This window comes from Janthinobacterium sp. TB1-E2 (assembly GCF_036885605.1).
Lineage (GTDB): Bacteria > Pseudomonadota > Gammaproteobacteria > Burkholderiales > Burkholderiaceae_D > Janthinobacterium > Janthinobacterium aestuarii.
Window position 1 is genome coordinate 5,836,664 of sequence record NZ_CP142523.1, and the last position, 23,316, is coordinate 5,859,979.

Sequence of the window (23,316 nt, forward strand, 5' to 3'; positions counted from 1 at the left end):
TCGAGCAAAGGAGCAGGCATGAGCATAGGTGGCACTTCCATCGAACAGGCATTGGCATCGCTGTCGGACATGACGGGCGGCATGGTCGCCATCGGCAAGGACGAACATGCGCAACGCATCGCCAAGGCGCAAGCGTTCATGCGCCAGCAGGGCATCGCCGCGATCTACTTGAACGCGGGCGCCAACCTCACCTATTTCACGGGCACCAAATGGTATGCCAGCGAACGCATGGTGGGCGCCATCCTGCCGGCCAGCGGCGACATCGAATACATCGCCCCCGCGTTCGAGGAAAGCACCTTGCAAGGCTTCATGCTCATCGAAGGCCGTGTCAATTGCTGGGAAGAGCATGAAAGCCCGTACCAGCTGTTCGCCGACGTGCTGGCGCGCATGGGGATAACCCAGGATACGGCCGCGCCGCCGCGCGTGGGCATCTGCGAAAGCGCCGCCTTCTTCATCTACGATGGCATCAAGCCGCTGGCCCCCGGCTATACGCTGGAAAACGCGCGCGCCGTCACGGCCTACTGCCGCAGCCGCAAGTCTCCGGCGGAAATCGCCCTGATGCAGCGCGTGATGGACATGACCCTGGCCGTGCACGTGGCCACGGCCAGCATGCTGGTCGAAGGCATCACGACAGTGGAAGTGGAAGAATTCATCCAGCGCGCGCACCGCAAGGTCGGCGCGCCCCGCTCGTATTTCTGCATCGTGCTGTTCGGCGAGGCGACGGCCTATCCGCATGGCGTCAACTACGTGCAAACCCTGAAAGCGGGCGACACGGTACTGATCGACACGGGTTGCCAGGTGATGAACTACATCTCCGACATCACGCGCACCTATGTGTTTGGCGCCATCAGCGAACGCCAGCGCAGCGTGTGGAACAGCGAAAAGGCCGCGCAGGCCGCCGCATTCGCCGCCGCCCAACTGGGCGTGCCCTGTGGCGACGTGGACCGCGCCGCGCGCGTGTCGCTGGAAGCCGATGGCTACGGTCCCGGCTACAAGCTGCCAGGCCTGCCGCACCGCACGGGCCACGGCATTGGCCTCGATATCCACGAGTGGCCCTACCTGGTGGGCAACGACACCACGCCGCTCGACGTGGGCATGTGCTTCTCGAACGAACCGATGATCTGCATCCCCGGCGAATTCGGCATCCGCCACGAAGACCATTTTTACATGACGGCAGACGGTCCCCGCTGGTTCACGCAACCTGCGCACAGCATCGATGATCCGTTCGGGCTGCGGGCTTAAGCCGGGTGTTGGATTACGCTGCGCTAATCCAACCTACGCACACACCAATGCCCGGTAGGTCGGATTAGCGCCTTGCGCGTAATCCGACACAGCGCCGCCCTGCGCCAGCTTGAACACGGCCAGCGCCGTGCCCAGTTGCACGGCTTGCTCCTGCAGCGATTCGGCCGCCGCCGACGCTTCTTCCACCAGCGCGGAGTTTTGCTGCGTCATCTGGTCCATGCTGCCGATGGCCACGCCGATGTCGCCGATGCCAGCACTTTGCGCCTGGCTGGCGGCGCTGATGTCAGCCATGATGTCAGCCACCTTTTTCACGGAATCGACGATCTGGCCCATGGTCAGCCCCGCCTCGTCGACCAGCTTCGAACCGACGTTCACCTTGGCCACCGAATCGCCGATCAGTTGCTTGATCTCGCGCGCCGCTGCCGCGCTGCGCTGCGCCAGACTACGCACTTCGGACGCCACCACGGCAAAGCCGCGTCCCTGCTCTCCGGCGCGCGCCGCTTCCACGGCCGCGTTCAAGGCCAGGATGTTCGTCTGGAAGGCGATGCCGTCGATGACGCCGATGATGTCGACGATGCGTTTCGAGGAATCGTTGATCTCGCCCATGGTGGTGACCACCTGGCTGACCACTTGCCCGCCCTTCACGGCCACCGACGATGCCGACACCACCAGTTCGTGCGCCTGGCCCGCGTTGGCGGCGTTGTCACGCACGGTGGAAGTCAGACTGTCCATGCTGCGCGCTGTCTGATCCAGGCTGCCTGCCTGCGATTCCGTGCGCGCCGCCAGGTCCGCATTGCCCTGAGCGATTTCCGCGCTGGCCACCTGGATGGTTTCAGCCGACGCCTTGATACCGGACACCATGCCGGCCAGCCGGCCGCGCATCTCCTTCAGCGCCGCCAGCAGACTGTCCTGGTCGCCCGCCTCGGTCACAATCTGCATCGAGAGGTCGCCATCGGCCACGGCGCGCGCGATCTGGCGCGCATATTCGGGCTCGCCGCCCAGCTGCTGCCAGATGGCGCGCACGACAAAATGCGAGACGGCCACCAGGCAGACGATGACGGCCAGCGCCACGGCGATGCTGGTATTGAGCGCATTGCGCACATTGGCCGCGCTGCGTTCGATGCCCTGCTTGAACTGCAATTGCGCCTGTTCGTTGGTCTTGGCCAGGTCCGTGTTGAGGACCGCCAGCGCGCCCTGCATGCGCGCCACGGTCGCTTGCGGGTCGCCCTCTTCCATTTCCAGCATGATGCGCGCCGCGCTCAGTGCCGGCGCATAGTAGGCATCGAATTCCTTGCCCAGGCGCTGGCCCTGCTCGCGCTGGCCGGGAATCGCCGCAAAGGCGGCCAGTTTTTCACGCAGCTTGACGGCCTGGCCGCCGACTTGCCCGATGCGCTCCTTGTCGCCTTCGCTGACGGCGTCGCGCAGGGCGTCACCCACGGCGGCCACGTCCAGGGTCAGCGACTTCGCCATGTCGAGCACGGGATAGTCGGCGCTTTCCGTGGCGTGGATGGAATTGAGCGTGGCCGTGGACAGATAGGCGCTGACGGCCAGCCCCAGCCCGAAAATCACGGCCGAGACGACAGGCAGCGCCCATATCTTGCGTTTGATGCTCATTGCTGTCTCCTGATGATATGTGTACCGGGCCGCCGCATGGCGGGCGGCCCGGGCCGGCTTTACGGCGCCGTCAGAACCACTTTGACGCTGGCGTCGACGGCGCTCTTTTCGATATAGCCGATGGCTTTCGGATCGGCGGCCACGGCCTTCTTCACGTCGGCGCTATTGGCCACTTCCTTCGGCAAGGTGGCCTTGCCCGTGAAGACCAGCTTGGACCACAGGGCCTTCGCCTGCGACGGTTCCTTGTCCGTCACCTTCTTGTAGAACTCGGCGCGCACGGGAGCGCTTTCCGGCTGGTCGATCGGCGTCATTGCCGTCGATTTGCCGAGGAAAAATTGCGACACCTGTTCGTTCGTCATGGCGCCGGCGGCGCTCTTAGCATTGACCACCACGACCACTTCGGCCATGGCGGGAACAGCGGTCGACAGCGCCAGCAAGGCAGCCGCAAAAATATGGGGTTTCATGCGGCGCTCCTTAGAAAACGAAATCAATGGCGGCGGCAGCCACCGTGACGGGGCCATGGAAGCCTGGCTTGGCTTGCACGAACAGGCCCGGGCCATTCTTCGGCTTGATGCGGTCGATCTGCACTTTCAGCGCGGCCGAACGGTGGAAATCCCAGCGCACGCCGATGCTGTCCGTCGATTGCTCGAGCTGGTTGCGCATGGTGGCCAGGGTGTCGACACCGGCCGACAGGGCGCGCAGGGTCGGCGTGCAGGCGGCCGGATAACCGGCCGGGCAGGATGCGGGCACGGTGTTGTTCACGCGGCCATCGGCCTTCAGGCTGGCGTGGCTGTAGTAGGGCAAAAAGGCGCCGATGCGGTAGCCGCCCATCACGTACCACGAGGTGCTGTCGCTGACGTAGCTGTCCGTCTTGCGCTTCGCATATTCGGACTGCACCAGCACATTGTTCCAGTCCAGGCCCAGGCCCACGGACGTGAATGACGCCTTCTTGTCCTTGACTTCCAGCGCATCGGCCAGAGCGCCCAGCTGAGCGATCCTGTAGCCGCTGCCGGCCGCGCGCAAGCTGCCCATCAGGGTATTCAAGCTCGGCGAATCGTTGATCGTCAGCTTGGTCTCGGCACGGCCGAAGCGCACGGTGACGGGGCCATGTTCGGCCACGACGTTGAGGGCCACGATGGACTTGCCTTCCACCTGCACGGTCGAAGCGGGGCCCGTGGCCAGGGTGGCCTTGGTGCGGCCCAGCGCCAGCTGCGTGGTGATGCTGGTGTCGCCCGCGCTGAACTGGTAGGTGCCGTCGATGCCGTCAATACTGTTCAGGGGAACCTGCGAATACATTTCGCCGGGTGGACGCAGCATGGTGTTGGCATAGCCGACGTTACGGTAATCGGAAATCATGAAGACGGGCAGACCCATGCGGCCGACGCGCACGCTGAAGCTGTCCGACACCTTGGCCTTGGCGAAGGCCCACGCCAGTTCGGCGCCGAAATCATCCTCGCCATCCTTGCGCGCCAGGCCCTGCACGGTGGCCGACAGCCACGGGTTGACGGTGACATTGGCTTGCAGTCCCAGGTTGGAATCGACGCCCGTGCGGGCTGTCTTGCTGGCGCCAGCCGCCTGGTTCGGGCGCGCGAACTGCGCGCTGTCGGTATCGGCCATGGTCAGGGCGGCACTGCCGTAACCGCTGATCTTGACCGCGGGGCCGGTGGGCTCTTCGGCATAGGCATGGCTGATGGCCAGGGGCATGGCCAGCAGGAAAATCAGGACGTGTTTATTCATAGTAATTAAATACCCGTAGCGGTGAACGTGGAGTTGGGCTCGAGGTCGATGGCTCACCGGCCGTAAAAGGCCGGGTCCGTTTTTTTCGCGCCGCCATCGCCTTGGGCGTGATGGCGGCGTAACCAGTGAGTAAAACCATGCTACAGAGAAAAGGTTTTACGTTGGAAAGTTTTCTTGAGGCAATGAACGAATTCACCTCTTTTCACGGAAAAAGCACGCGTTCTAGAGGGGTTTATCTAAATAGCACGCCGTGCAAAACCACACTTACGCTATGTTTTTCATACACTTATGGATAATTCAAGACAAAAAGAACCGCGATAAAAAAAGCGCCGCCCGCGCGAAGATCGCGGGCGGCGCCGTTCACACCAGTGCTGCAGCAGATGCTTACTCGCGCTTCGACACCAGGGTCAGGATGTCGTAGCTGGCCACCAGTTCCTCATTCTGGTTCGTCACCTGCACGTCCCACGCGACCACGCCCTGGCCCACGCCAAACACGTCCTTGCGGTTGCGGTCGACCTTGCGCTTGCACGTCAGGCGGGCGCGGATGGTGTCGCCAATGGCGACGGGGGCGACGAAGCGCAGGTTGTCCAGGCCATAGTTGGCCAGCACGGGACCGACACCGGGCGAGACGAACAGGCCGGCGGCGGCCGACAGCACGAAATAGCCGTGGGCGATGCGCTTGCCGAACTGCGATTCCTTGGCCGCGATTTCGTCGAAGTGCATGTAGAAGAAGTCGCCCGAGATGCCGCCGAAGGCGACGATGTCCGCTTCGCTGACGGTGCGGCGGTGCGTGAGCAGCGAGTCGCCCGTCTTCAAGTCCTCGAAGTGCTTGCGGAACGGGTGGATCGGGCTTTCGTTGACGTCCGCGCCGCGCACATATTCACCGGTGATGGCCGCCAGCATCGTCGGCGAGCCTTGCACGGCCGCCCGTTGCAGGTAATGGCGCACGGCGCGCACGCCGCCCAGCTCTTCGCCGCCGCCCGCGCGGCCAGGGCCGCCGTGCTTCAGTTGCGGCAAGGGCGAGCCATGGCCCGTCGAATCGACGGAAGCGACGCGCTCGAGCACGTGCACGCGGCCATGCGTGGCCGCCACTTGCGGCACCACGCGCGCGGCGATCTTCGGATCGCGCGTCACCAGGGTGCTCACCAGGCTGCCCTTGCCGCGCGCGGCCAGGGCCAGCGCTTCGTCGATATCGTGGTAACCCATCATGGTGCTGACAGGGCCGAACGCTTCCACGTCGTGCACGGCGTCGTTGCCGAAGGCGTCGCGGCACATCAGCAAGGTCGGCGAGAAGAAGCTGCCGTCCTGCGCGCCATCACCGAGCGGATTGAAACCGTCGGCCGCGCCGAACACCACTTCATTACCCTGCGACAGGGTGGCGACACGTTCGGCCACGTCGTTCTGCTGCTCTTTCGACGCCAGCGCGCCCATGCGCACGCCTTCGATGGACGGATCGCCCACCACCACCTTGGCCAGGCGCTCGCGCAGGCGCGTGCCGACGGCGTCCATCAGGTGCTCGGGCACGATGATGCGGCGAATCGCCGTGCACTTCTGGCCCGACTTGCCCGTCATCTCGCGCACGACTTCCTTGACGAACAGGTCGAATTCCACATCGTCTGGCGTGACGTCCGGTGCCAGGATGGCGCAATTGAGCGAATCGGCTTCGCCGTTGAAGGGCACGGACTGAGCAATCAGGTTGGGATTGGTGCGCAACTTGGCGGCCGTCGCGGCCGAACCCGTGAATGTCACGAAATCCTGGCCGTTCAGGCGGTCCAGCAAGTCGCCCGTGGAGCCGATCACCAGCTGCAAACTGCCGGCCGGCAGCAAGCCCGATTCATGCATCATGCGCACGACGGCCTGCGTCAGATAGCTCGTCGCCGTGGCCGGCTTGGCGATGCAGGGCATGGCCGCCAGGAAGCTGGGCGCGAATTTTTCCAGCAAGCCCCAGATGGGGAAGTTGAAGGCGTTGATATGCACGGCCAGGCCGCCGCGCGGCACCAGGATGTGCGTGCCGGCGAAACCGCCTTTTTTACCAAGCGCGATGGCCGGACCTTCGTGCAGTACGTTCGACGACGGCAGCTCGTTGCTGCCCATGCTGGCGTAGGCGAACAGGGTGCCCGTGCCGCCTTCGATATCGACCCAGCTGTCGGCGCGCGTGGCGCCCGACAGGTGCGAGATCGCGTACAGCTCTTCCTTGCGCTCGACCAGGTACAGGGCCAGCGCCTTCAGGCGCGCGGCGCGCTGCTGGAAGTCCAGCGCCATCAGGCCCGGCACGCCCGTCTTGCGCGCATAGGTGACGGCTTCGTCGAAGTCGATCTTTTCCGCATGCGTGTGATAGATGACGCGGTTGTTCAAGGCGCTGTGCAGGGGCACGGCGGCACTTTCGCCCAGCCAGCGGCCGGCGATCAGGCTTTGCAGGGTGGATATTTGAGCCATGTGGTTTCTCCGTTAGGGGTCAGACCCCTCGGGTCTGACCCCAGCATTTAAAGGGTTAAAGGTTACTGCGCCGCTGCGTTCTTGTGCAGGTGCAGCGGCAAGGCGGATTCGAAATTCAGGCGCTGGCGGTTCGCCTCGACTTGCGTCAGGGCTTCCACTTCGCGCATCGTCTGCATGGAGCGCACGGCCAGTTCGTGGTACTGGCCCGTGCCCGAGCTTTTCCATTTGATTTCATCGTCGGTCAGTGCGCGGATGATCTTGGCGGGCGTGCCGACGACCATGCTGCGCGGCGCGACGATCATGCCCGCCTTGACGAAACTCATGGCGGCGACGATGGATTCCTCGCCGATGACGGCGTTGTCCATCACCACGGCGTTCATGCCGACGAGCGCATTGCGACCGATGCGGCAGCCGTGCAGCACGGCGCCGTGGCCGACATGGCCGTCGACTTCGACCACCGTGTCGCAGCCGGGAAAGCCGTGCATGACGCAGGTGTCCTGCAGGTTCGCACCTTCTTCCAGGATCAGGCGGCCGAAGTCGCCGCGGATCGATGCCAGCGGGCCAATATAGCAGCGCGGCCCGATGATCACGTCGCCGATCAGCACCGCCGACGGGTGCACGTAGGCGCTGGGGTGGACGACGGGGGTGACGCCGTTGATTTCGTAGACTTTGACCATATTGCTCTCCAAAACATTATTGCCAGCCGTAGCGGCTGATGTCGGATTACGCGCAAGCGCTAATCCGACCTACGTCATCACATACCCAAGTAGGCGCTCTGCACCTGCTCGTTATGCAGCAATTCAGGACCAGGCCCGGACAAGGTGATGGCGCCCGTCTCGATCACATAGCCCACGTCGGCAATCGACAGGGCCGCATGGGCGTTCTGCTCGACGAGGAAGATGGTGATGCCCTGGTCGCGCAGTTCGGCCACGATGCGGAAGATTTCCGCGATCAGGAGCGGCGCCAGGCCCATGCTCGGCTCGTCGAGCAGCAGCAGTTGCGGACGGCCCATCAGCGCGCGCGCCATGGCCAGCATCTGCTGCTGTCCGCCAGATAAGGTCCCGGCCAGCAGCAAGCGCTTTTCCTTCAGGATCGGGAACAGCCCGTACATGCGCTCCATGTCACCGGCCACGTCTTGCGGCGGACGTGTAAACGCGCCCAGGCGCAGATTGTCTTCCACCGTCATGGGGCCGAACACTTGGCGCCCTTCCGGCACCTGGCAGATGCCGCTGCGCACGCGCTTGTCGGCGCTCATGCGGCTGACGTCCTGGCCGGCGAAGGTGATGCTGCCGGCGCTGATCGGCTGCACGCCGGAGATCGCCCGCAGCAGGGTGGTCTTGCCGGCGCCATTCGCGCCCACCAGCGCCACAAGCTGGCCCTGGCGCACCTGCAGGTCGATGCCGTGCAAGGCCTGGATGCGGCCGTAATGGCTGGTCAGGCCGACGATATCGAGCACCAGCGGTGCCTGGGGTTTTTCCATCTTCATCATGCCGCCACTCCCAGATAGGCCGCCACCACGTCGGGGTTCGCGCGCACTTCGGCAGCGGTCCCTTCGGCCAGCTTCTTGCCATAGTCGAGCACCAGGATATGGTCCGACAGATTCATCACCAGTTTCATGTCATGCTCGACCAGCACCACCGTTACGCCCGATTGCGCCACCTTGCGGATCAGGGCTTCGATCTCGCCTGTCTCCGTGTGGTTCAAGCCGGCCGCAGGTTCATCGAGCAGCAGCACTTTCGGCTTGGCCGCCAGTGCGCGGGCGATTTCCAGGCGCTTCAATGCGCCATACGACATCTGCCCCGCCTCGTCATCGACATGCCGGCCCACGCCGACGAATTCCATCAGGCCCGCCGCTTCATCACGGCAGGCCGCATCGGCGCGGCGCACGGACGGCAAACGCAGCATGGAAGCGAACAGGTTCTGGTTCAGGCGCAGGTGCGCGCCCACCATCACGTTATCGATGGCCGTCATGTTCATGCACACCTGCAGGTTCTGGAAGGTGCGGCTCATGCCGCGCCGCGCCAGCGCATCGGGCGACATGGCGGCCACGTTCTCGCCATTGAGCAAAATTTCGCCCTTGGTCGGCGTATAGACGCCGGTGATCAGGTTAAACAGAGTCGTCTTGCCTGCGCCGTTCGGCCCGATCACGGAGTGGATATTGCCTTCCTTGACCGTAAAGCTGACGTCCTGCACCGCGTGCACGCCGCCGAAGCTCTTGCTCAGCTTGTTAATTGTCAACATCTCAGACCTCCTGTGCAGATTTAGGCGGTGCTTTCGGCGTGGCTGCCCGCTTGCGCGAACGGCTGGCCAGGCTCGGTACCAGGCCTTTCGGCATGAAGATCATGGTGGCCATCAGGATCACGCCAAACACCACCGTTTCCCAGCCTTCAAAACTGGACAGCAGCTGCGGCAGAATCGTCAGCAGCGCCGCACCGATGATGGAACCGAAGATCGACGCCATGCCGCCCACCACCACCATCGTCACCAGCTCGATCGAGTGGAAGAAGCCGGCCAGGTTGGGCGTGATGAAACCGATGTAATGGGCGCTGATACTGCCCGCGATGCTGGCAATGACGGCCGACAGCACGAACACGCGCACCTTGAAGCGCGTCGTATCGACGCCGACGACGCGGGCCGCCACTTCCGAACCGTGAATCGCCTGCAGCGCGCGCCCGACAGGCGAGTCGATCAGATTCAACGCCAGCCATGTGACCAGCAGCAGCAATACGGCGCACACCAGGTACCACGATTTTTCACCGGCGATTTCCAGGCCGGCGACACTGAAGGCGGACACGCCGATGCCGTCCGGGCCACCCGTCCACTGCGTCTCGTTGTTGATGACGATGGAAATGATGATGCCCAGGCCCAGGGTCGCCATGGCCAGCGTATGGCCCTTGAGCTTCAAGACGGGGCGGGCCAGCAGCAGTGCCAGCAGACCAGTCGCGACGGCGCCGGCGGCCAGCGCGGCCAGCGGCGGCCAGTTGTAGTGCGTGGTCAGCACGGCCGACGCATACGCGCCCAGGCCATAGAAACCCGCGTGACCGAGGCTGATCTGGCCCGTGTAGCCCATCAACAGGTTCAGGCCGATGACGACGATGGCGTTCAGCGCAATGCGGATCGCCACGTCATAGTAGAACGCGTTGGTGAGGAACAGGGGCAGAATGGCCAGCACGAGTGCCAGCACCAGCAGGCCGCCATGGCGCGAGCGGGTAAATAAATTCTTCATACACGCTCCGAATTTTTAGCGCCGAACAAGCCTTGCGGCAGGAAGAACAGGATCAGCAGGATCAGCACGAAGGGCACCGCGTCCTTGTAGGCCGACGAGATGTAGCCGGCCGTCATGGCTTCGGCGATGCCGAGGATCAGGCCACCGGCAATCGCGCCCGCGCCGCCACCGAGGCCACCGAGAACAGCGGCGACAAAGCCTTTCAGGCCCAGCATGATGCCAGCGTCGTAGGACGTGTAAGTGATCGGTGCGACGAGGATGCCGCCCGCAGCACCCAGCAGGGCCGACAGGCCGAACGAGAACAGCAGTACCTTGCGCGTGTTGATACCCACCAGTTGCGCGGCCAGCTTGTTGTGCGAGGTGGCCAGCATGGCCTTGCCCATCAAGGTGCGGCCGAAGAACCAGCCCAGCACCAGCACGATGACGACCGTCACGCCCAGCACCCACAGGCTTTGCGGCAGCAGGCTGGCGCCCAGGAATTCGATCGGCGCATCGCCGGAAAACGCTGGCAGTGAGTGCGTATCCTTGCCCAGCCAGATTTGCACAAGGCCGCGCAGCACGAGCGAGGCGCCGATGGTGATGATCAGCAGCGTGATGACCTGCGCATTTTGCGCCGGCTCGATCACGGTTTTTTCCATCAGCAGGCCAACGATACCGGTGGCGATGACGGCCAGGATGATGGCCAGCGGCAGCGGCACGCCGGCGGCCGACATCACGGCGGCCAGCATCCCGCCCAGCATGATGAATTCGCCCTGGGCGAAGTTGATCACGCCGCTGGTGTTGTAGATGATGGTAAAGCCCAGCGCCGCCAGCGCATAGGCGGAACCGACCGTCATCCCGGAATACAGAAATTGTAGAAATTGTGCGACTTCCATGGTGTCTCCAATATGTTCGGCGATGCGCGGGCCGCCTTCGAGGGCGGCCTCGCGCAGGTACTTCCGGCTTACCTTGTTTCGAACATCACTTCGACAATTGCCATTCGCCGTTCTTCACTTCGACCATGCGGAACGCCGACAGATCCAGGCCCATGTGGTCTTTGGCCGACATGTTGAAGACACCGGTGGTACCCACAAAACCCTTGGTCGATTCCAGCGCCGCGCGCACTTTTTCGCGGTCCGTGCCGCCGGCGCGCTTGATGGCGTCCACCGACAGGTTCAGGGCGTCGAGCGCATAGCCGCCGAAGGTCGATGGGTCGATCTTGTAGCGGTCTTTATACGTCTTGTCGTAGCCGACGACGACGGCCTTCTGCGCGTCGCTGTCGGGCAGCATGGCACCGATCAACAGGGCCGGCGTTGGCAGGCGCACGCCTTCGGCGGACTTGCCCGACAGTTTCAAATACTCATCCGACGCCACGCCATGCGACTGGTACAGCGGCAGCGCGGCCATGCCCAGCTGGCCATAGTTCTTCGTCACGACTGCCGGGCCCTGGCCCAGGCCAAACACGAAGACGGCTTGCACGCCCTTGGTATTCTTGATGCGCGTGAGCTGCGCCGTGATGTCCGTGTCTTTCGGGCCGTAGGTTTCATCGGCCACCAGGGTGATGCCGTATTTGGAGGCGACAATTTGCGATTCCTTGCGGCCCGAGGCGCCAAAGCCGCTCGTTTCCGACAGCAGGCCCACCTTGCTGATGCCGCGTTTCTTCATGTCCTCGAACACCTTCTCGGCCGCCATGCGGTCCGTGTGCGGTGTCTTGAAGACCCATTTCTTGACCGGGTCGATGATCACCACGGCGCCCGCCAGCGAGATGAACGGCATGCTGGCGCGCTCCACCAGCGGCGCCATCGCCATCGTCGCACCCGTGGTCGTGCCGCCGATCAGCACATCGACCTTGTCGGACTCGATCAACCGCTTGGTAAAGCCGTTGGCCTTGGCAGCATCGCTGCCGTCGTCGTAATGCACGAGTTCCAGCTTGCGTCCCAGGACGCCGCCGGCTGCGTTGATCTTCTCGATATACAGCTGCAGGGTTTTCAGTTCAGGGTCGCCCAGGAAGGCGGCAGGTCCCGTGACGGACAGCACGGAACCGATCTTGATGTTCTCGGCCGCATACGCACCCGCTGCGGACATGGCCAGCACGCCGGCGATCAGGGTTTTCTTGAAGATATTGGCAATCATTATGGTCTCCACCAGGTTGGCACTACGGTCAATTTTGGTTGGCGCTTTTTTACAAGCCTGCGCCTTTTGTTTTTACTTTGTTATACGCGTTTATACGCGTTCGATCACGACAGCAATCCCCTGCCCCACGCCGATGCACATGGTGCACAGCGCATAGCGCCCGCCAATCCGTTCCAGCTGGTTCAGCGCGGCCATCACCAGGCGCGCACCCGATGCGCCCAGCGGGTGACCGATGGCGATCGCGCCGCCATTCGGATTCACGTGGGCCGCATCGTCAGCCAGACCCAGGTCGCGCGTGACGGCCAGGGCCTGCGCCGCAAACGCCTCATTGAGTTCGATGACGTCCATCTGCTCTATGGTCAATCCCGTCTGCGCCAGCACCTTGCGCGACGCGGGCGAAGGGCCAAAGCCCATGATGCGGGGCGCCAGGCCGGCCGTGGCCATGCCCAGCACTTTTGCACGCGGCGTCAGCTTGTATTTGTCGACGGCGGCGGCGGACGCCAGCAGGATGGCGCAAGCGCCGTCGTTCAAGCCCGAGGCATTGCCGGCCGTGACCGTGCCATCCGGCTTGACCACGCCCTTGAGCTTTGCCAGCATCTCGATCGACGTATCGGGGCGCGGATGTTCGTCACTGGTGACCATCTTAGGATCGCCCTTTTTCTGCGGCACGGCGACGGGCACGATTTCGCGCTCGAACACGCCGGCAGCATGGGCGGCGGCCCAGCGCTGCTGGCTGCGCAAGGCTAGACCATCCTGGTCGGCGCGGCTGATGCCAAATTCCACGGCCACGTTTTCCGCCGTTTCCGGCATGGTGTCGATACCGTACTGCGCCTTCATCTTGCCGTTCACAAAACGCCAGCCCAGGGTCGTGTCTTCGATTTTCGCCGCGCGCGAAAACGCGCTGTCGGCCTTGCCCATCACGAACGGCGCGCGCGTCATGCTTTCCACGCCGCCGGCGATGATCAGCTCAGCTTCGCCCGCCTTGATCGAGCGCGCCGCCAGGCCCACGGCATCCAGGCTGGAGCCGCACAGGCGATTGATGGTATTGGCCGGCACGTCGACCGGCAAGCCGGCCAGCAGCGCGGCCATGCGGCCCACGTTGCGGTTGTCTTCGCCCGCCTGGTTGGCGCAGCCGTAGAACACGTCGTCGATGGCGGACCAGTCGACGGATGGGTTGCGGGCGATCAGCGCCGCGATCGGCAGCGCGCCCAGGTCATCAGCGCGTACGCTGGACAGCGCGCCGCCGTAGCGGCCAAACGGGGTACGTACGGCGTCACAGATAAAGGCTTCGTTCATGTCTGCTTCCTTGTTCGGGCTATCAGGAGAAAATCTTCGGGCGCTGGTCGACCACGCGGCGGGCCTTGCCCGTCAAGGTGCGCTCGATGCCGGCGGCGGCCACCAGGCGCACGCGGGTGCTCACGCCCACGTGGGTCTTGATGCGGTGTTCCAGTTCGCGCGCCAGCGCGTCCGTTTCGCTGGCCGAGATGGTGGCGGTCAGGTCGATACGCAATTCGGCGATCACTTCCAGTTTGTCGAGGTGGCCGTCGCGCGTTACCACCAGCTGGTATTGCGGCGCCAGGCGCGGCATCTTGAGGATCAGCTCTTCGATCTGCGTTGGGAAGACGTTCACGCCGCGGATGATCAGCATGTCGTCGGACCGGCCCGTGATCTTGCCGATGCGGCGCATCGAGCGCGACGTCGGCGGCAGCAAACGGGTCAGGTCGCGCGTGCGGTAGCGGATGATGGGCAGCGCTTCTTTCGACAGCGAGGTAAACACCAGTTCGCCCTCTTCGCCGTCCGGCAGCACTTCGCCCGTTTCCGGATCGATGATCTCCGGGTAAAAATGGTCTTCCCAGATGACGGGACCGTCCTTGCTCTCGATGCATTCGGACGCCACGCCAGGGCCCATCACTTCGGACAAGCCGTAGATATCCACGGCGTCGATGCCGGCGCGCGCTTCGATTTCCGAACGCATGGCGTCCGTCCACGGCTCGGCGCCAAAGATGCCCACTTTCAGCGACGATTCCGCCGGGTCGAGGCCCTGGCGCGTGAATTCCTCGATGATGTTGAGCATGTACGATGGCGTGACCATGATGATAGACGGCTTGAAATCCTGGATCAGTTGCACCTGCTTTTCCGTCTGCCCGCCCGACATCGGGATGACCGTGCAGCCCAGACGTTCGGCGCCATAGTGCGCACCCAGGCCGCCCGTGAACAGGCCGTAGCCGTAGGAGATGTGCACCATGTCGCCCGCGCGGCCACCGCCGGCGCGGATCGAGCGCGCCACCACATTGGCCCAGGTATCGATGTCGTTCTGCGTGTAGCCGACCACCGTGGCCTTGCCCGTGGTGCCGCTCGACGCGTGGATGCGCACCACTTGCTCGCGCGGCACGGCGAACAGGCCGAACGGGTAATTGTCGCGCAAGACTTTCTTATCGGTGAACGGGAATTTGGCCAGGTCCGCCAGGGATTTGAGGTCGTCCGGATGCACGCCCGCTTCGTCAAAAGCGGCGCGGTAATGGGGCACGTTGTCATACGCGTGCTTGAGCGTCCATTTCATGCGTTCGAGCTGCAGCGCCTGCAGTTCATCCTTGCTGGCGCACTCGATCGGCTCGAGGTCATTCGGGGAAGGCGTACGTTGGACCATCATTGTCTCCTGAATCGTTTCTATCACTGTGTAATTGCTACCGGCAGTTCAAACCTGCTCTTGTCACTTCAATTGCTAATCACTTCGCCGGCCACGCGGATCGACTTGCCGCGGAAGAGCGCAATGGCGCGGCCTTCCTGATTGCTGACCTTGACGTCATAGACACCGCTCTTGCCGGCCAGCGCCTGCTCGACGGCATGCGCCGTCAGCACGTCGCCTTCGCGGCCCGGCGCCAGGTAGTCGATGGTGCAGCCGGCGCCCACGGTATTCATGTTGTAGCTGTTGCAGGCAAAGGCGAAAGCGCTGTCGGCCAGAGCGAAGATGAAACCGCCGTGGCAGGTCTGGTGGCCGTTGAGCATGTCGGCGCGCACCGTCATCGTCATGCGCGCATGGCCGGGACCCACGCCGGCCAGGGAGATGCCCATGGCGGCGGTGGCGTTATCGCGCGACAGCATCGAGGCGGCGGCCGCTTCGGCCAGGGCTTGCGCGGTCATGTTGTGGTCCTTATTGGACATATCATTCGGCATGAAACGGTGCTCCATTGGCGAGTTTGCGGCGCAGCAGCGGCGAGACCCGGTAGCGGTCTTCGCCATAGCCCAGCGCCAGATGCTGCAATACGGTGACGATGTGCTGGATGCCGACGGCATCGGCCCAGGCCAGCGGTCCGCGCGGATAGTTGACGCCCTTCTGCATGGCGATATCGACGGCGGCCACCGTGCACACGCCCTGGTTGACTGCGTCGGCCGCCTCGTTGGCCAGCATGGCGACCGTGCGCATGACGGCCAGGCCAGGCACGTCGTCCAGGCGCGTGACGATGAAACCGGCCGCCTGGAACAGGCCGACGACGGCCGCGTAGGCGGCGTCGCTGCACTGGTCGGCGCGGGCCACGGCGATGCGTTTGGCACCGGCGTAATCGAGCGCCAGGTCGAACAGCACCGTATCCGGATGCTGGTTGTCGTGCGCGCGCTGGGTGGCGCTGCGGCCATCGGTCAGGTAAATCGCGGCGCCATGGCAATGCAGGGCCGGCGCTTCGTCATGCGCCTGGCCTTCCTGCGTCACGCGGCGGCTGACGGTGATACCGGCCTGCTCCAGCCGCTGCACCAGGCTGTGGATGATGCCGCTATGGCCACGGCCATCGCCGCCGATGGCGGCCGACAGGGCGACGAATTCGGGCTTCGGCTGCGCGCTTTCCGCCTGCGCCACAGGCGCGCTGGCGCCTTCGCCATACGGGTAGAAGCCGCGGCCCGATTTGCGGCCGAGGAAACCGGCGTTGACCATTTCCTGTTGCAGCACGGATGGCGTGAAACGCGGGTCGTTGAAATAGGCGCCGAACACGGATTGCGTGACGGAGAAATTCACGTCATGGCCAATCAGGTCCATCAATTCGAAGGGCCCCATGCGGAAACCGCCCGCTTCGCGCAGCACGGCATCGATGGTGGCGGCATCGCCCGCCTGCTCGTTCAACAGGCGCCAGCCTTCCGCGTAAAATGGGCGGGCAACGCGGTTGACGATAAAGCCGGGCGTCGATTTCGCATGCACGGGGTTCTTGCCCCAGGCGATGGACGTGTCGTAGACGGTGGCGGCCACCTGCTCGCTGGTGGCCAGGCCACTGATCACTTCGACCAGCGCCATCAGGGCCACGGGATTAAAGAAATGCATGCCGACCAGGCGTTCCGGGCGGCGCAGCTTGGCGGCAATCGCCGTGACGGAAATCGACGACGTGTTCGTCGCCAGGATGCAGTCGTCGCCGACCAGCGCTTCGAGTTCGGCGAACAGGCCGCGCTTGACGTCGAGGTTTTCCACGATGGCTTCCACCACCAGGGCGCAATCGCTCACATCGGCCAGGCTGCCGGCCGCCTGCAGGCGCGCCGTGGCGGCGGCCGCATCGCCTTGCGTCATGCGGCCCTTTTCGGCCAGCTTCGCATACATCTTGCCGATGTCGGCCAGCGCCTTGCTGACGGCTTCCGCTCGCGTGTCGTACAACTTGACACGGTAGCCGGCGGCGGCGGCCACCTGCGCGATGCCGGCGCCCATGGCGCCGCTGCCGATGACGGCGACGATACTGTTGTTGTCCAAAGCTGCCATATCAATGTCCCTTGAATTGCGGTGCGCGCTTTTCCATGAAGGCGGCCACGCCTTCGCGGTAATCGTCGCTGTTACCGAGATCGCTCATCATGCGCGCTTCCAGCGCCAGCTGCTGCGGCAGGGTATTGGCGCCACTGGCGGCCAGCGCCTGCTTGGTGTAGGCCAGGCCCTTGGTTGGCGCCGTGGAAAAGTGCACGGCCAGCTTGCGCGTTTCCTGCGCCAGTTCTGCATCCTCGACGCATTTCCAGATCAGGCCCCAGTCTTCCGCTTTTTCCGCCGTCAGTTTTTCACCGAGCATGGCCAGTCCCATGGCGCGCGCCGAACCGATCAAACGTGGCAGGAAGAAGGTGCCGCCCGTGTCCGGGATCAGGCCCAGCTTGCAGAACACTTCGACGAAACTGGCCGACTTGCCGGCGATGACGATGTCGCAGGCCAGCGCCAGGTTGGCGCCCGCGCCGGCGGCCACGCCGTTGACGGCGCAAATCACGGGCATGGGCAAAGCCTTCAAGGCCAGCACCAGCGGCGCATAGTTCTTTTCCACCGATTCGCCGAGGTCCACGCCCTTCGAACCCGGCTCCACGGCGCGGTCGGACAAATCCTGGCCCGCGCAAAAACCGCGGCCCGCGCCCGTCAGCACGAAGACGCGCACGGTGCTGTCGGCGTTCACCTTGGCGATCGCGTCGCGCACTTCCTCGTGCATGGCTTGCGTAAAGCTATTCAGTTTGTCGGGACGGTTCAGGGTCAACGTGGCGATGCCCTGCTCGATGGTGAAGAGGATGTTTTGGTAGGTCATGGCGTGTCTCGCTATTTTATTTATTGGCCCGCAGCGGAAATCTGGGGTCAGACCCGGCGGGTCTGACCCCGGCATTTATTCAGCCTGGTCGAAATCGACAATCACCTTGTCGGTGACAGGAAAACTCTGGCAGCTGAGGACAAAACCGCGCGCCACTTCGTAGTCTTCCAGCGCGTAGTTGACGTCCATTTCGACCTTGCCGTCGAGGATCTTGCAGCGGCAGGTCGAGCATACGCCGCCCTTGCACGAGTAGCGCATGTCCAGCCCGGCGCGCAGGCCCGCGTCGAGGATGGATTCCTTGTCCTTGTCCATCGTGAAGGTGGTGTGGTTGCCGTCCATGATGACGGTCACTTCCGTTTCCTGCACGGCGTCGGCGGCCAACTGGGCGCGCGGCTTGTGGGCATTTTTCGGGATGCTGGCGGCGAACAGTTCGATCTTGATGTTCTGCTTGGGCATGCCGGCCGCCTGCAGGGCGGCGGAGACGCCCAGCATCATGTCTTCCGGGCCGCAGATAAACGCATTGTCGTAGTCTTCGACCTTGATCCAGTGCTGCAGGAATTGCTCGCATTTTTCCTGGGTGATGCGGCCGTTGAACAATTCGATGTCCTGCTGCTCGCGGCTCATCACGTAGACGAGGTTCAGGCGCTCCAGGTACACATCCTTCAAGTCCGTCAATTCTTCCTTGAAGATGACGGACGACGAGGCGCGGTTGCCGTAGAACAGGGTGAAGCGGCTCAGAGGTTCCGTCAGCAGGGTCGTCTTGATGATGGAGAGGATGGGCGTAATGCCGCTGCCGGCCGCAAAGGCCAGGTAGTGTTTGCGGTTGACGCAATCGAGCGGCACGTTGAAGTGGCCCATGGGCGGCATCACGTCGATGGTGGCGCCGGCCTTCAGGGTGTCGTTCGCCCAGGTCGAGAAAGCGCCGCCGGGCGTGCGCTTGATGGCCACGCGCAGGGTGCCGTCCTGCACCGCCGAACAGATCGAATACGAGCGGCGCACGTCTTCCGCATTGATATTGGCGCGCAGGGTCAGGTGCTGGCCCTGCTGGAAGCGGAACTGCTGCTGCAATTCAAATGGCACGTCGAACGTGACGGCGATGGTGTCGCGCGTTTCATTGCGCACGTTGGCTACGCACAGCGGATAAAATTTACTCATGCTTCATCTCCAGTTTCTTCGGAACGTGTGCCTGATTTTTTTAGTGGCACTTGAAGTAGTCAAACGGTTCTCGGCAATCGATGCATTTGTACAGGGCCTTGCACGGCGTGGAGCCGAACTGGCTGGTCAGCTGCGTGTGCGTCGAGCCGCAGTTCGGGCAGATCACGTCCAGTTTCGGCATCGCCTGGCGCTTGACGCCGCCACGCAGGCCGCTGATATCGATCACCTGCTGCTGCGGCGGGGCGATGCCATAGCCTTTCAGCTTGGCCTTGCCCGATTCGCTCATCCAATCCGTCGTCCAGGCGGGCGCCAGCTGGTTCACCAAGGTCACCTTGGCCACGCCATGGCTGCGCAAGGCCTCCGTGACGGCGTCGGCGATCACCTGCATCGCCGGACAGCCCGAATACGTGGGCGTGATCGTCACGATGCACGCATCGCTATCCGTGACTTCGACGGCGCGCACGATGCCCAGGTCCACCACCGAAATGACGGGGATTTCCGGGTCCGGCACGTCGCCGAGCCAGGCCCAAACCTGGGCGGCGTCCAGCGCCGCGGCGCCAGCGACCGTGTTCATTACCACTCCGCCCCGGGATAGGCGCGCTGCAGGAACTGCATCTCGGCCAGAATAAAACCCAGGTGTTCCGTGTGCGTGCCCTGCTTGCCGCCTTTTTGCATCCAGGCGTCGGGCGCCGGCATGGTCAAGGTGGCTTCGGCGAAGATCTCGGCCACGTGTTCGAGGAAAGCGCGGCGCAGCACGTCCGATGGCGGCGCGATGCCGGCGGCAACCATGGCCTGGTCGACGGCGTCGTACGTGAACATCTCGCCCGTGTACATCCACAGCTTGTCGGCGGCGGCCTGCGTTTTCGCGTGGCTGTCGGCCGTACCGTCGCCGAGGCGCACGATCAGGTCGCCGCTGCGGCGCAAGTGATACGTGACTTCCTTGATCGACTTTTGCGCCACTTCGACGATGCGCGCGTCCGCCGATTTCGTCAGTTCCAGCAGCTGGAAGTAGTGCCAGCTGTCGAAGAAGAACTGGCGCATCATGGTGTCGGCGTAATTGCCGTTCGGCTGTTCGGCCAGCAGGCAGTTCTTGAAGTCGTGGGCGTCGCGCAAAAAGGCGATGTCGTCCTCGTCGCGGCCCGCGTTTTCCAGTTCGGCCGCATAGCTGAACCACAAGCGCGTCTGGCCCAGCAAGTCCAGCGCCACATTGGTCAGCGCCATGTCTTCTTCCAGCGCCGGCCCCTTGCCGCACAGCTGCGACAGCTGCTGGCTGAGGATCAGGGCGTTGTCGCCCAGGCGCAAGAGGTAGTTGACCTTGTCATCCATTGCAGGCGCTCCCATCACAGGTTCTTGACTTCTTCCGGCATCGGGAAGAAGGTGGGATGGCGGTACACCTTGCTGTTCGACGGCTCGAACAGGGCGCCCTTGTCGCCGGGGCTGCTGGCGACGATATCGGCCGCACGCACCACCCAGATGCTCACGCCTTCATTGCGGCGCGTGTAGACGTCGCGCGCATGGTTGACCGCCATGGTGGCGTCGGAAGCGTGCAGGCTGCCCACATGCTTGTGCGCCAGGCCGTGCTGGCTGCGGATGAAAACTTCCCACAATGGCCATTCTTTGCTCATGTTGCTATCCCCTATCTGTCTTATGTAATTACGCTGCCGCTTTGTTAGCAGCTTGCTTGTCTGCATACGCGACCAAGGCATCGCGGAACCATGCGCCGTCTTCGTACGCTTTCACGCGCGTTTGCAGGCGTTCGCGGTTGCACGGGCCATTGCCCTTCAGGACGTTGTTGAACTCGGACCAGTCGATCTCGCCGAATTCATAGTGGCCCGTCTCCGCATTGAACTTCAGGTCGGGATCGGGCACGGTCAAGCCCAGGTATTCGATTTGCGGCACGGTCTGGTCGACCATGCGCTGGCGCAGTTCATCGTTCGAAAACAGCTTGATACGCCATTGCGCCGACTGGGCGCTGTTGACGGAGGCGGCGTCGGACGGGCCGAACATCATCAAGGATGGCCACCACCAGCGGTTCAAGGCATCCTGCGCCATGGCTTTCTGCTCGGGCGTGCCCTTGCACAGCGACATCATGATGTCGTAGCCCTGGCGCGCATGGAACGATTCTTCCTTGCAGACGCGAATCATGGCGCGCGCATATGGACCGTATGAGCAGCGGCACAGGGGAATCTGGTTGATGATGGCGGAGCCGTCAACGAGCCAGCCGATGGCGCCCATGTCGGCCCACGACAGGGTCGGATAGTTGAAGATGCTCGAATATTTGGCTTTGCCCGAGTGCAAGGCGGCCAGCAAGTCGTCGCGCGATACGCCTAACGTTTCCGCAGCGCTGTACAGGTACAGGCCGTGGCCCGCTTCGTCCTGGATCTTCGCCAGCAGGATGGACTTGCGTTTCAGGGTCGGTGCGCGCGTGACCCAGTTACCTTCGGGCAATTGGCCGACGATTTCCGAGTGCGCGTGCTGCGAAATCTGGCGGATCAGGGTCTTGCGGTAGGCGTCCGGCATCCAGTCCTTGGCCTCGATCTTGATGCCTTCGTCGATGCGCGCCTGGAAAGCGCGCTCTTCTTGACCCATGTCGTCGAGGGAACGGACGTTCTTGAGGCCGGTTTCAACCATTTGTGCGTACATGATGTGTCTCCCATGTCTTTGATTTTGCGCAGCAACGCGGTGCGATGAACAGATAATACGATACAAAAAACGATTTGCATACACTTGATATGAATCATTTTAAAAAATCGTATCTTGTGCCGCTTTTTTGTGCGTATGATATTGCTTATGAGAAAACACCATAAAGCGCCACCAGCGCTTCCGGCAAATTATTGCCGCGCTACCCGCGCAGCCAAGTAAACTGCTGCTTTTATTGATTCGACCGCAACACGGCCAGACCGGAACCACATGAAGAACACCCGCTGCACGGCATGGATAGCCGATTTCCTGGAAAGCGACCCACCGCGCTCGAAGTCCCTGGTGATGACCATCTTTGGCGACGCCATCGTGCCGCGCGGCGGCGCCATCTGGCTGGGCAGCCTGATCGAACTGCTGGCGCCATTCGGCGTCAATGACCGGCTATTGCGCACCAGCGTGTTCCGCCTGGCGCAGGAAGGCTGGCTCAGCTCGCAACGCGACGGCCGCCGCAGCGCCTATACGATACGCCCGGAGGCGCTGGCCCGCTTCGAACGCGCTTACCGCCGCATCTATGCGCCACTGGTCGTGCATTGGGATGGCAGCTGGACCCTGGTGATCGGACCGGCCGGCAGCATCGGCGCCGCCGAGCGGGGAGCGCTGCGCAAGGAATTATTGTGGGCCGGCTATGGTTTGATTTCTCCCGGCATCTTCGGCCACCCCGCCAGCAATGCGGAAGCGCTGGAAGATATCCTCGTGCGCAACGAGGTGCAGGGCAAGCTGTACGTCTGCCACACCACGGAATTGCCGGGCGTGAGCACGCGCCCCCTGCGCGACATGGTGGGCGACTGCTGGGACTTGTCGGAAGTGATGGCCGGCTACGAAAAATTCATCGCCAGCTTCCAGCCGCTGCTGACCCTGCTGCAAGAAGAACCCGTGTTCGACGCGGAGCAGGCGTTCGTCATCCGCTCGCTGCTGACGCACGCCTACCGCCGCGTGCAGTTGCACGACCCGCAACTGCCCGTCGAACTGCTACCCGAACCGTGGCCCGGCACGCAAGCGTATACGCTGGCGCGCGACCTGTACCGCATCACGTATGCGGCGGCCGAGGAACATATCCTGGCGACATTGCGGCGCGAGGATGCGCAGGCGCCGAACGTCGAGCCGTGGTTCTACGAACGATTTGGCGGTCTGACTACTTGAACGTCTGAAAAATGTTCAGGGCCAGGCGCGTGGCCGCAGGCAGTACGACTAGTACGCCAAGGCAACGCAACGCCGCCATGGACATTTTCTCAGGCGTTCACTGCTTCGCCACCACTTGCTTCGCCCCTGCCAGCAAATCCTGCCCCAGCTTTTCCAGCGCGTTGGCCTGCACCAGCATGGTGTCGAGGATGGCGACGTTGAACGTGTATTCGGCCGGCGTCGTATAGCCGGGGAAACGTATGATGCGCAGCAATTCCTGCAAGGTCGTGCCCTTGCCCAGATGCGCCAGGGCGTCGCTGAGGGCGCTGACTTTCTTTTCCAGTTCGCGTATGTGTTTGCCGTTGTCATCCATGATGATCTCCCATGTTGGAGCTTCCACGTTAGCAAAGCATGTCCGTCATCGTTTGCGCCAGCACAAAGGCACGGGTA

23 protein-coding genes are annotated in these 23,316 nt (G+C 63.3%); 2 read left to right on the forward strand and 21 right to left on the reverse strand.

Annotated features, from left to right (window positions below; genetic code table 11):
* Nucleotides 1–18 precede the first annotated feature (18 nt).
* Nucleotides 19–1,242 carry a Xaa-Pro peptidase family protein gene (locus OPV09_RS26285; RefSeq protein ID WP_338679809.1) on the forward strand — a complete coding sequence of 408 codons (1,224 nt, stop codon included), beginning with the start codon at nt 19–21 and terminating at the stop codon, nt 1,240–1,242.
* A gap of 33 nt (nt 1,243–1,275) precedes the next feature.
* Here the strand turns inward: OPV09_RS26285 and OPV09_RS26290 are convergent, their stop codons facing one another.
* The 20 genes from OPV09_RS26290 to paaA form a co-directional block, all read right to left on the reverse strand.
* Nucleotides 1,276–2,856, reverse strand: coding sequence for a methyl-accepting chemotaxis protein (locus OPV09_RS26290; protein ID WP_338679810.1), 1,581 nt, complete (start codon nt 2,854–2,856; stop codon nt 1,276–1,278).
* 59 nt (nt 2,857–2,915) lie between these two features.
* Nucleotides 2,916–3,320 (reverse strand): hypothetical protein, encoded by a 405-nt coding sequence (locus tag OPV09_RS26295; RefSeq protein WP_219327970.1) that lies wholly within the window; start codon nt 3,318–3,320, stop codon nt 2,916–2,918.
* A 10-nt stretch (nt 3,321–3,330) separates the two neighbouring features.
* The gene (locus OPV09_RS26300; protein WP_338679811.1) at nt 3,331–4,593 is read right to left on the reverse strand and encodes a hypothetical protein; all 1,263 of its coding nucleotides are present in this window, start codon (nt 4,591–4,593) and stop codon (nt 3,331–3,333) included.
* Between the two features lie 384 nt (nt 4,594–4,977).
* Nucleotides 4,978–7,029, reverse strand: coding sequence for a phenylacetic acid degradation bifunctional protein PaaZ (gene paaZ / locus OPV09_RS26305; RefSeq protein WP_219327972.1), 2,052 nt, complete (start codon nt 7,027–7,029; stop codon nt 4,978–4,980).
* 62 nt (nt 7,030–7,091) lie between these two features.
* The gene (paaY, locus tag OPV09_RS26310; protein ID WP_219327973.1) at nt 7,092–7,706 is read right to left on the reverse strand and encodes a phenylacetic acid degradation protein PaaY; all 615 of its coding nucleotides are present in this window, start codon (nt 7,704–7,706) and stop codon (nt 7,092–7,094) included.
* A 77-nt stretch (nt 7,707–7,783) separates the two neighbouring features.
* On the reverse strand, nt 7,784–8,515 hold the full coding sequence (locus OPV09_RS26315) for an ABC transporter ATP-binding protein (protein ID WP_072454990.1): 732 nt from the start codon (nt 8,513–8,515) through the stop codon (nt 7,784–7,786).
* Nucleotides 8,515–9,270, reverse strand: a complete 756-nt coding sequence (locus OPV09_RS26320; RefSeq protein WP_072454989.1) for an ABC transporter ATP-binding protein — start codon at nt 9,268–9,270, stop codon at nt 8,515–8,517. The genes OPV09_RS26315 and OPV09_RS26320 overlap by 1 nt, the downstream gene beginning before the upstream one ends.
* A gap of 1 nt (nt 9,271) precedes the next feature.
* The gene (locus OPV09_RS26325) at nt 9,272–10,255 is read right to left on the reverse strand and encodes a branched-chain amino acid ABC transporter permease (protein ID WP_070301132.1); all 984 of its coding nucleotides are present in this window, start codon (nt 10,253–10,255) and stop codon (nt 9,272–9,274) included.
* A complete protein-coding gene (locus OPV09_RS26330) occupies nt 10,252–11,130 on the reverse strand; it encodes a branched-chain amino acid ABC transporter permease (protein WP_034780386.1) in 879 nt (292 codons plus the stop codon). Before OPV09_RS26330 ends, OPV09_RS26325 begins: the two co-directional genes overlap by 4 nt.
* Nucleotides 11,131–11,215: 85 nt before the next feature.
* Nucleotides 11,216–12,367, reverse strand: coding sequence for an ABC transporter substrate-binding protein (locus OPV09_RS26335; RefSeq protein ID WP_070301131.1), 1,152 nt, complete (start codon nt 12,365–12,367; stop codon nt 11,216–11,218).
* Nucleotides 12,368–12,457: 90 nt separating this feature from the next.
* Complete coding sequence (gene pcaF / locus OPV09_RS26340) at nt 12,458–13,663, reverse strand: 3-oxoadipyl-CoA thiolase (protein WP_072454988.1); 1,206 nt, start codon at nt 13,661–13,663, stop codon at nt 12,458–12,460.
* A gap of 22 nt (nt 13,664–13,685) precedes the next feature.
* The gene (gene paaK / locus OPV09_RS26345; protein WP_072454987.1) at nt 13,686–15,014 is read right to left on the reverse strand and encodes a phenylacetate--CoA ligase PaaK; all 1,329 of its coding nucleotides are present in this window, start codon (nt 15,012–15,014) and stop codon (nt 13,686–13,688) included.
* A 68-nt stretch (nt 15,015–15,082) separates the two neighbouring features.
* Nucleotides 15,083–15,508, reverse strand: coding sequence for a hydroxyphenylacetyl-CoA thioesterase PaaI (gene paaI, locus OPV09_RS26350; RefSeq protein WP_425324010.1), 426 nt, complete (start codon nt 15,506–15,508; stop codon nt 15,083–15,085).
* A 22-nt stretch (nt 15,509–15,530) separates the two neighbouring features.
* A complete protein-coding gene (paaH, locus tag OPV09_RS26355; protein ID WP_338679813.1) occupies nt 15,531–17,099 on the reverse strand; it encodes a 3-hydroxyacyl-CoA dehydrogenase PaaH in 1,569 nt (522 codons plus the stop codon).
* 1 nt (nt 17,100) lies between these two features.
* On the reverse strand, nt 17,101–17,892 hold the full coding sequence (paaG, locus tag OPV09_RS26360) for a 2-(1,2-epoxy-1,2-dihydrophenyl)acetyl-CoA isomerase PaaG (RefSeq protein WP_034746364.1): 792 nt from the start codon (nt 17,890–17,892) through the stop codon (nt 17,101–17,103).
* Between the two features lie 75 nt (nt 17,893–17,967).
* Complete coding sequence (paaE, locus tag OPV09_RS26365) at nt 17,968–19,047, reverse strand: 1,2-phenylacetyl-CoA epoxidase subunit PaaE (RefSeq protein WP_034746362.1); 1,080 nt, start codon at nt 19,045–19,047, stop codon at nt 17,968–17,970.
* A gap of 40 nt (nt 19,048–19,087) precedes the next feature.
* Nucleotides 19,088–19,621 carry a 1,2-phenylacetyl-CoA epoxidase subunit PaaD gene (paaD, locus tag OPV09_RS26370; protein ID WP_072454984.1) on the reverse strand — a complete coding sequence of 178 codons (534 nt, stop codon included), beginning with the start codon at nt 19,619–19,621 and terminating at the stop codon, nt 19,088–19,090.
* A complete protein-coding gene (gene paaC / locus OPV09_RS26375) occupies nt 19,621–20,388 on the reverse strand; it encodes a 1,2-phenylacetyl-CoA epoxidase subunit PaaC (RefSeq protein ID WP_257620220.1) in 768 nt (255 codons plus the stop codon). Before paaC ends, paaD begins: the two co-directional genes overlap by 1 nt.
* A complete protein-coding gene (gene paaB / locus OPV09_RS26380) occupies nt 20,388–20,672 on the reverse strand; it encodes a 1,2-phenylacetyl-CoA epoxidase subunit PaaB (RefSeq protein WP_034746356.1) in 285 nt (94 codons plus the stop codon). Before paaB ends, paaC begins: the two co-directional genes overlap by 1 nt.
* Before the next feature lie 28 nt (nt 20,673–20,700).
* The gene (gene paaA / locus OPV09_RS26385) at nt 20,701–21,690 is read right to left on the reverse strand and encodes a 1,2-phenylacetyl-CoA epoxidase subunit PaaA (RefSeq protein WP_034746354.1); all 990 of its coding nucleotides are present in this window, start codon (nt 21,688–21,690) and stop codon (nt 20,701–20,703) included.
* A gap of 267 nt (nt 21,691–21,957) precedes the next feature.
* On the opposite strand from paaA, the gene paaX reads away from it, so the two are divergent.
* Nucleotides 21,958–22,887 (forward strand): phenylacetic acid degradation operon negative regulatory protein PaaX, encoded by a 930-nt coding sequence (gene paaX, locus OPV09_RS26390; protein WP_338679820.1) that lies wholly within the window; start codon nt 21,958–21,960, stop codon nt 22,885–22,887.
* Nucleotides 22,888–22,984: 97 nt separating this feature from the next.
* Here the strand turns inward: paaX and OPV09_RS26395 are convergent, their stop codons facing one another.
* Nucleotides 22,985–23,239: a hypothetical protein gene (locus OPV09_RS26395; RefSeq protein WP_331777160.1), complete on the reverse strand. Its 255-nt coding sequence runs from the start codon at nt 23,237–23,239 to the stop codon at nt 22,985–22,987.
* Between the last annotated feature and the right edge of the window lie 77 nt (nt 23,240–23,316).

What these genes read in the sequence shown, in the direction of transcription:
- paaA (WP_034746354.1), bottom strand. Translation starts at nt 21,690, where the DNA reads ATGTACGCACAAATGGTTGAAACCGGCCTCAAGAACGTCCGTTCCCTC.
- paaX (WP_338679820.1), top strand. Translation starts at nt 21,958, where the DNA reads ATGAAGAACACCCGCTGCACGGCATGGATAGCCGATTTCCTGGAAAGC.
- OPV09_RS26330 (WP_034780386.1), bottom strand. Translation starts at nt 11,130, where the DNA reads ATGGAAGTCGCACAATTTCTACAATTTCTGTATTCCGGGATGACGGTC.
- OPV09_RS26290 (WP_338679810.1), bottom strand. Translation starts at nt 2,856, where the DNA reads ATGAGCATCAAACGCAAGATATGGGCGCTGCCTGTCGTCTCGGCCGTG.
- OPV09_RS26320 (WP_072454989.1), bottom strand. Translation starts at nt 9,270, where the DNA reads ATGTTGACAATTAACAAGCTGAGCAAGAGCTTCGGCGGCGTGCACGCG.
- paaB (WP_034746356.1), bottom strand. Translation starts at nt 20,672, where the DNA reads ATGAGCAAAGAATGGCCATTGTGGGAAGTTTTCATCCGCAGCCAGCAC.
- paaY (WP_219327973.1), bottom strand. Translation starts at nt 7,706, where the DNA reads ATGGTCAAAGTCTACGAAATCAACGGCGTCACCCCCGTCGTCCACCCC.
- paaD (WP_072454984.1), bottom strand. Translation starts at nt 19,621, where the DNA reads ATGAACACGGTCGCTGGCGCCGCGGCGCTGGACGCCGCCCAGGTTTGG.
- paaZ (WP_219327972.1), bottom strand. Translation starts at nt 7,029, where the DNA reads ATGGCTCAAATATCCACCCTGCAAAGCCTGATCGCCGGCCGCTGGCTG.
- OPV09_RS26325 (WP_070301132.1), bottom strand. Translation starts at nt 10,255, where the DNA reads ATGAAGAATTTATTTACCCGCTCGCGCCATGGCGGCCTGCTGGTGCTG.
- OPV09_RS26315 (WP_072454990.1), bottom strand. Translation starts at nt 8,515, where the DNA reads ATGAAGATGGAAAAACCCCAGGCACCGCTGGTGCTCGATATCGTCGGC.
- paaH (WP_338679813.1), bottom strand. Translation starts at nt 17,099, where the DNA reads ATGGCAGCTTTGGACAACAACAGTATCGTCGCCGTCATCGGCAGCGGC.
- OPV09_RS26295 (WP_219327970.1), bottom strand. Translation starts at nt 3,320, where the DNA reads ATGAAACCCCATATTTTTGCGGCTGCCTTGCTGGCGCTGTCGACCGCT.
- OPV09_RS26285 (WP_338679809.1), top strand. Translation starts at nt 19, where the DNA reads ATGAGCATAGGTGGCACTTCCATCGAACAGGCATTGGCATCGCTGTCG.
- paaI (WP_425324010.1), bottom strand. Translation starts at nt 15,508, where the DNA reads ATGACCGCGCAAGCCCTGGCCGAAGCGGCCGCCGCCTCGATGCTGTCG.
- OPV09_RS26300 (WP_338679811.1), bottom strand. Translation starts at nt 4,593, where the DNA reads ATGAATAAACACGTCCTGATTTTCCTGCTGGCCATGCCCCTGGCCATC.
- OPV09_RS26395 (WP_331777160.1), bottom strand. Translation starts at nt 23,239, where the DNA reads ATGGATGACAACGGCAAACACATACGCGAACTGGAAAAGAAAGTCAGC.
- paaE (WP_034746362.1), bottom strand. Translation starts at nt 19,047, where the DNA reads ATGAGTAAATTTTATCCGCTGTGCGTAGCCAACGTGCGCAATGAAACG.
- pcaF (WP_072454988.1), bottom strand. Translation starts at nt 13,663, where the DNA reads ATGAACGAAGCCTTTATCTGTGACGCCGTACGTACCCCGTTTGGCCGC.
- paaG (WP_034746364.1), bottom strand. Translation starts at nt 17,892, where the DNA reads ATGACCTACCAAAACATCCTCTTCACCATCGAGCAGGGCATCGCCACG.
- OPV09_RS26335 (WP_070301131.1), bottom strand. Translation starts at nt 12,367, where the DNA reads ATGATTGCCAATATCTTCAAGAAAACCCTGATCGCCGGCGTGCTGGCC.
- paaC (WP_257620220.1), bottom strand. Translation starts at nt 20,388, where the DNA reads ATGGGAGCGCCTGCAATGGATGACAAGGTCAACTACCTCTTGCGCCTG.
- paaK (WP_072454987.1), bottom strand. Translation starts at nt 15,014, where the DNA reads ATGGTCCAACGTACGCCTTCCCCGAATGACCTCGAGCCGATCGAGTGC.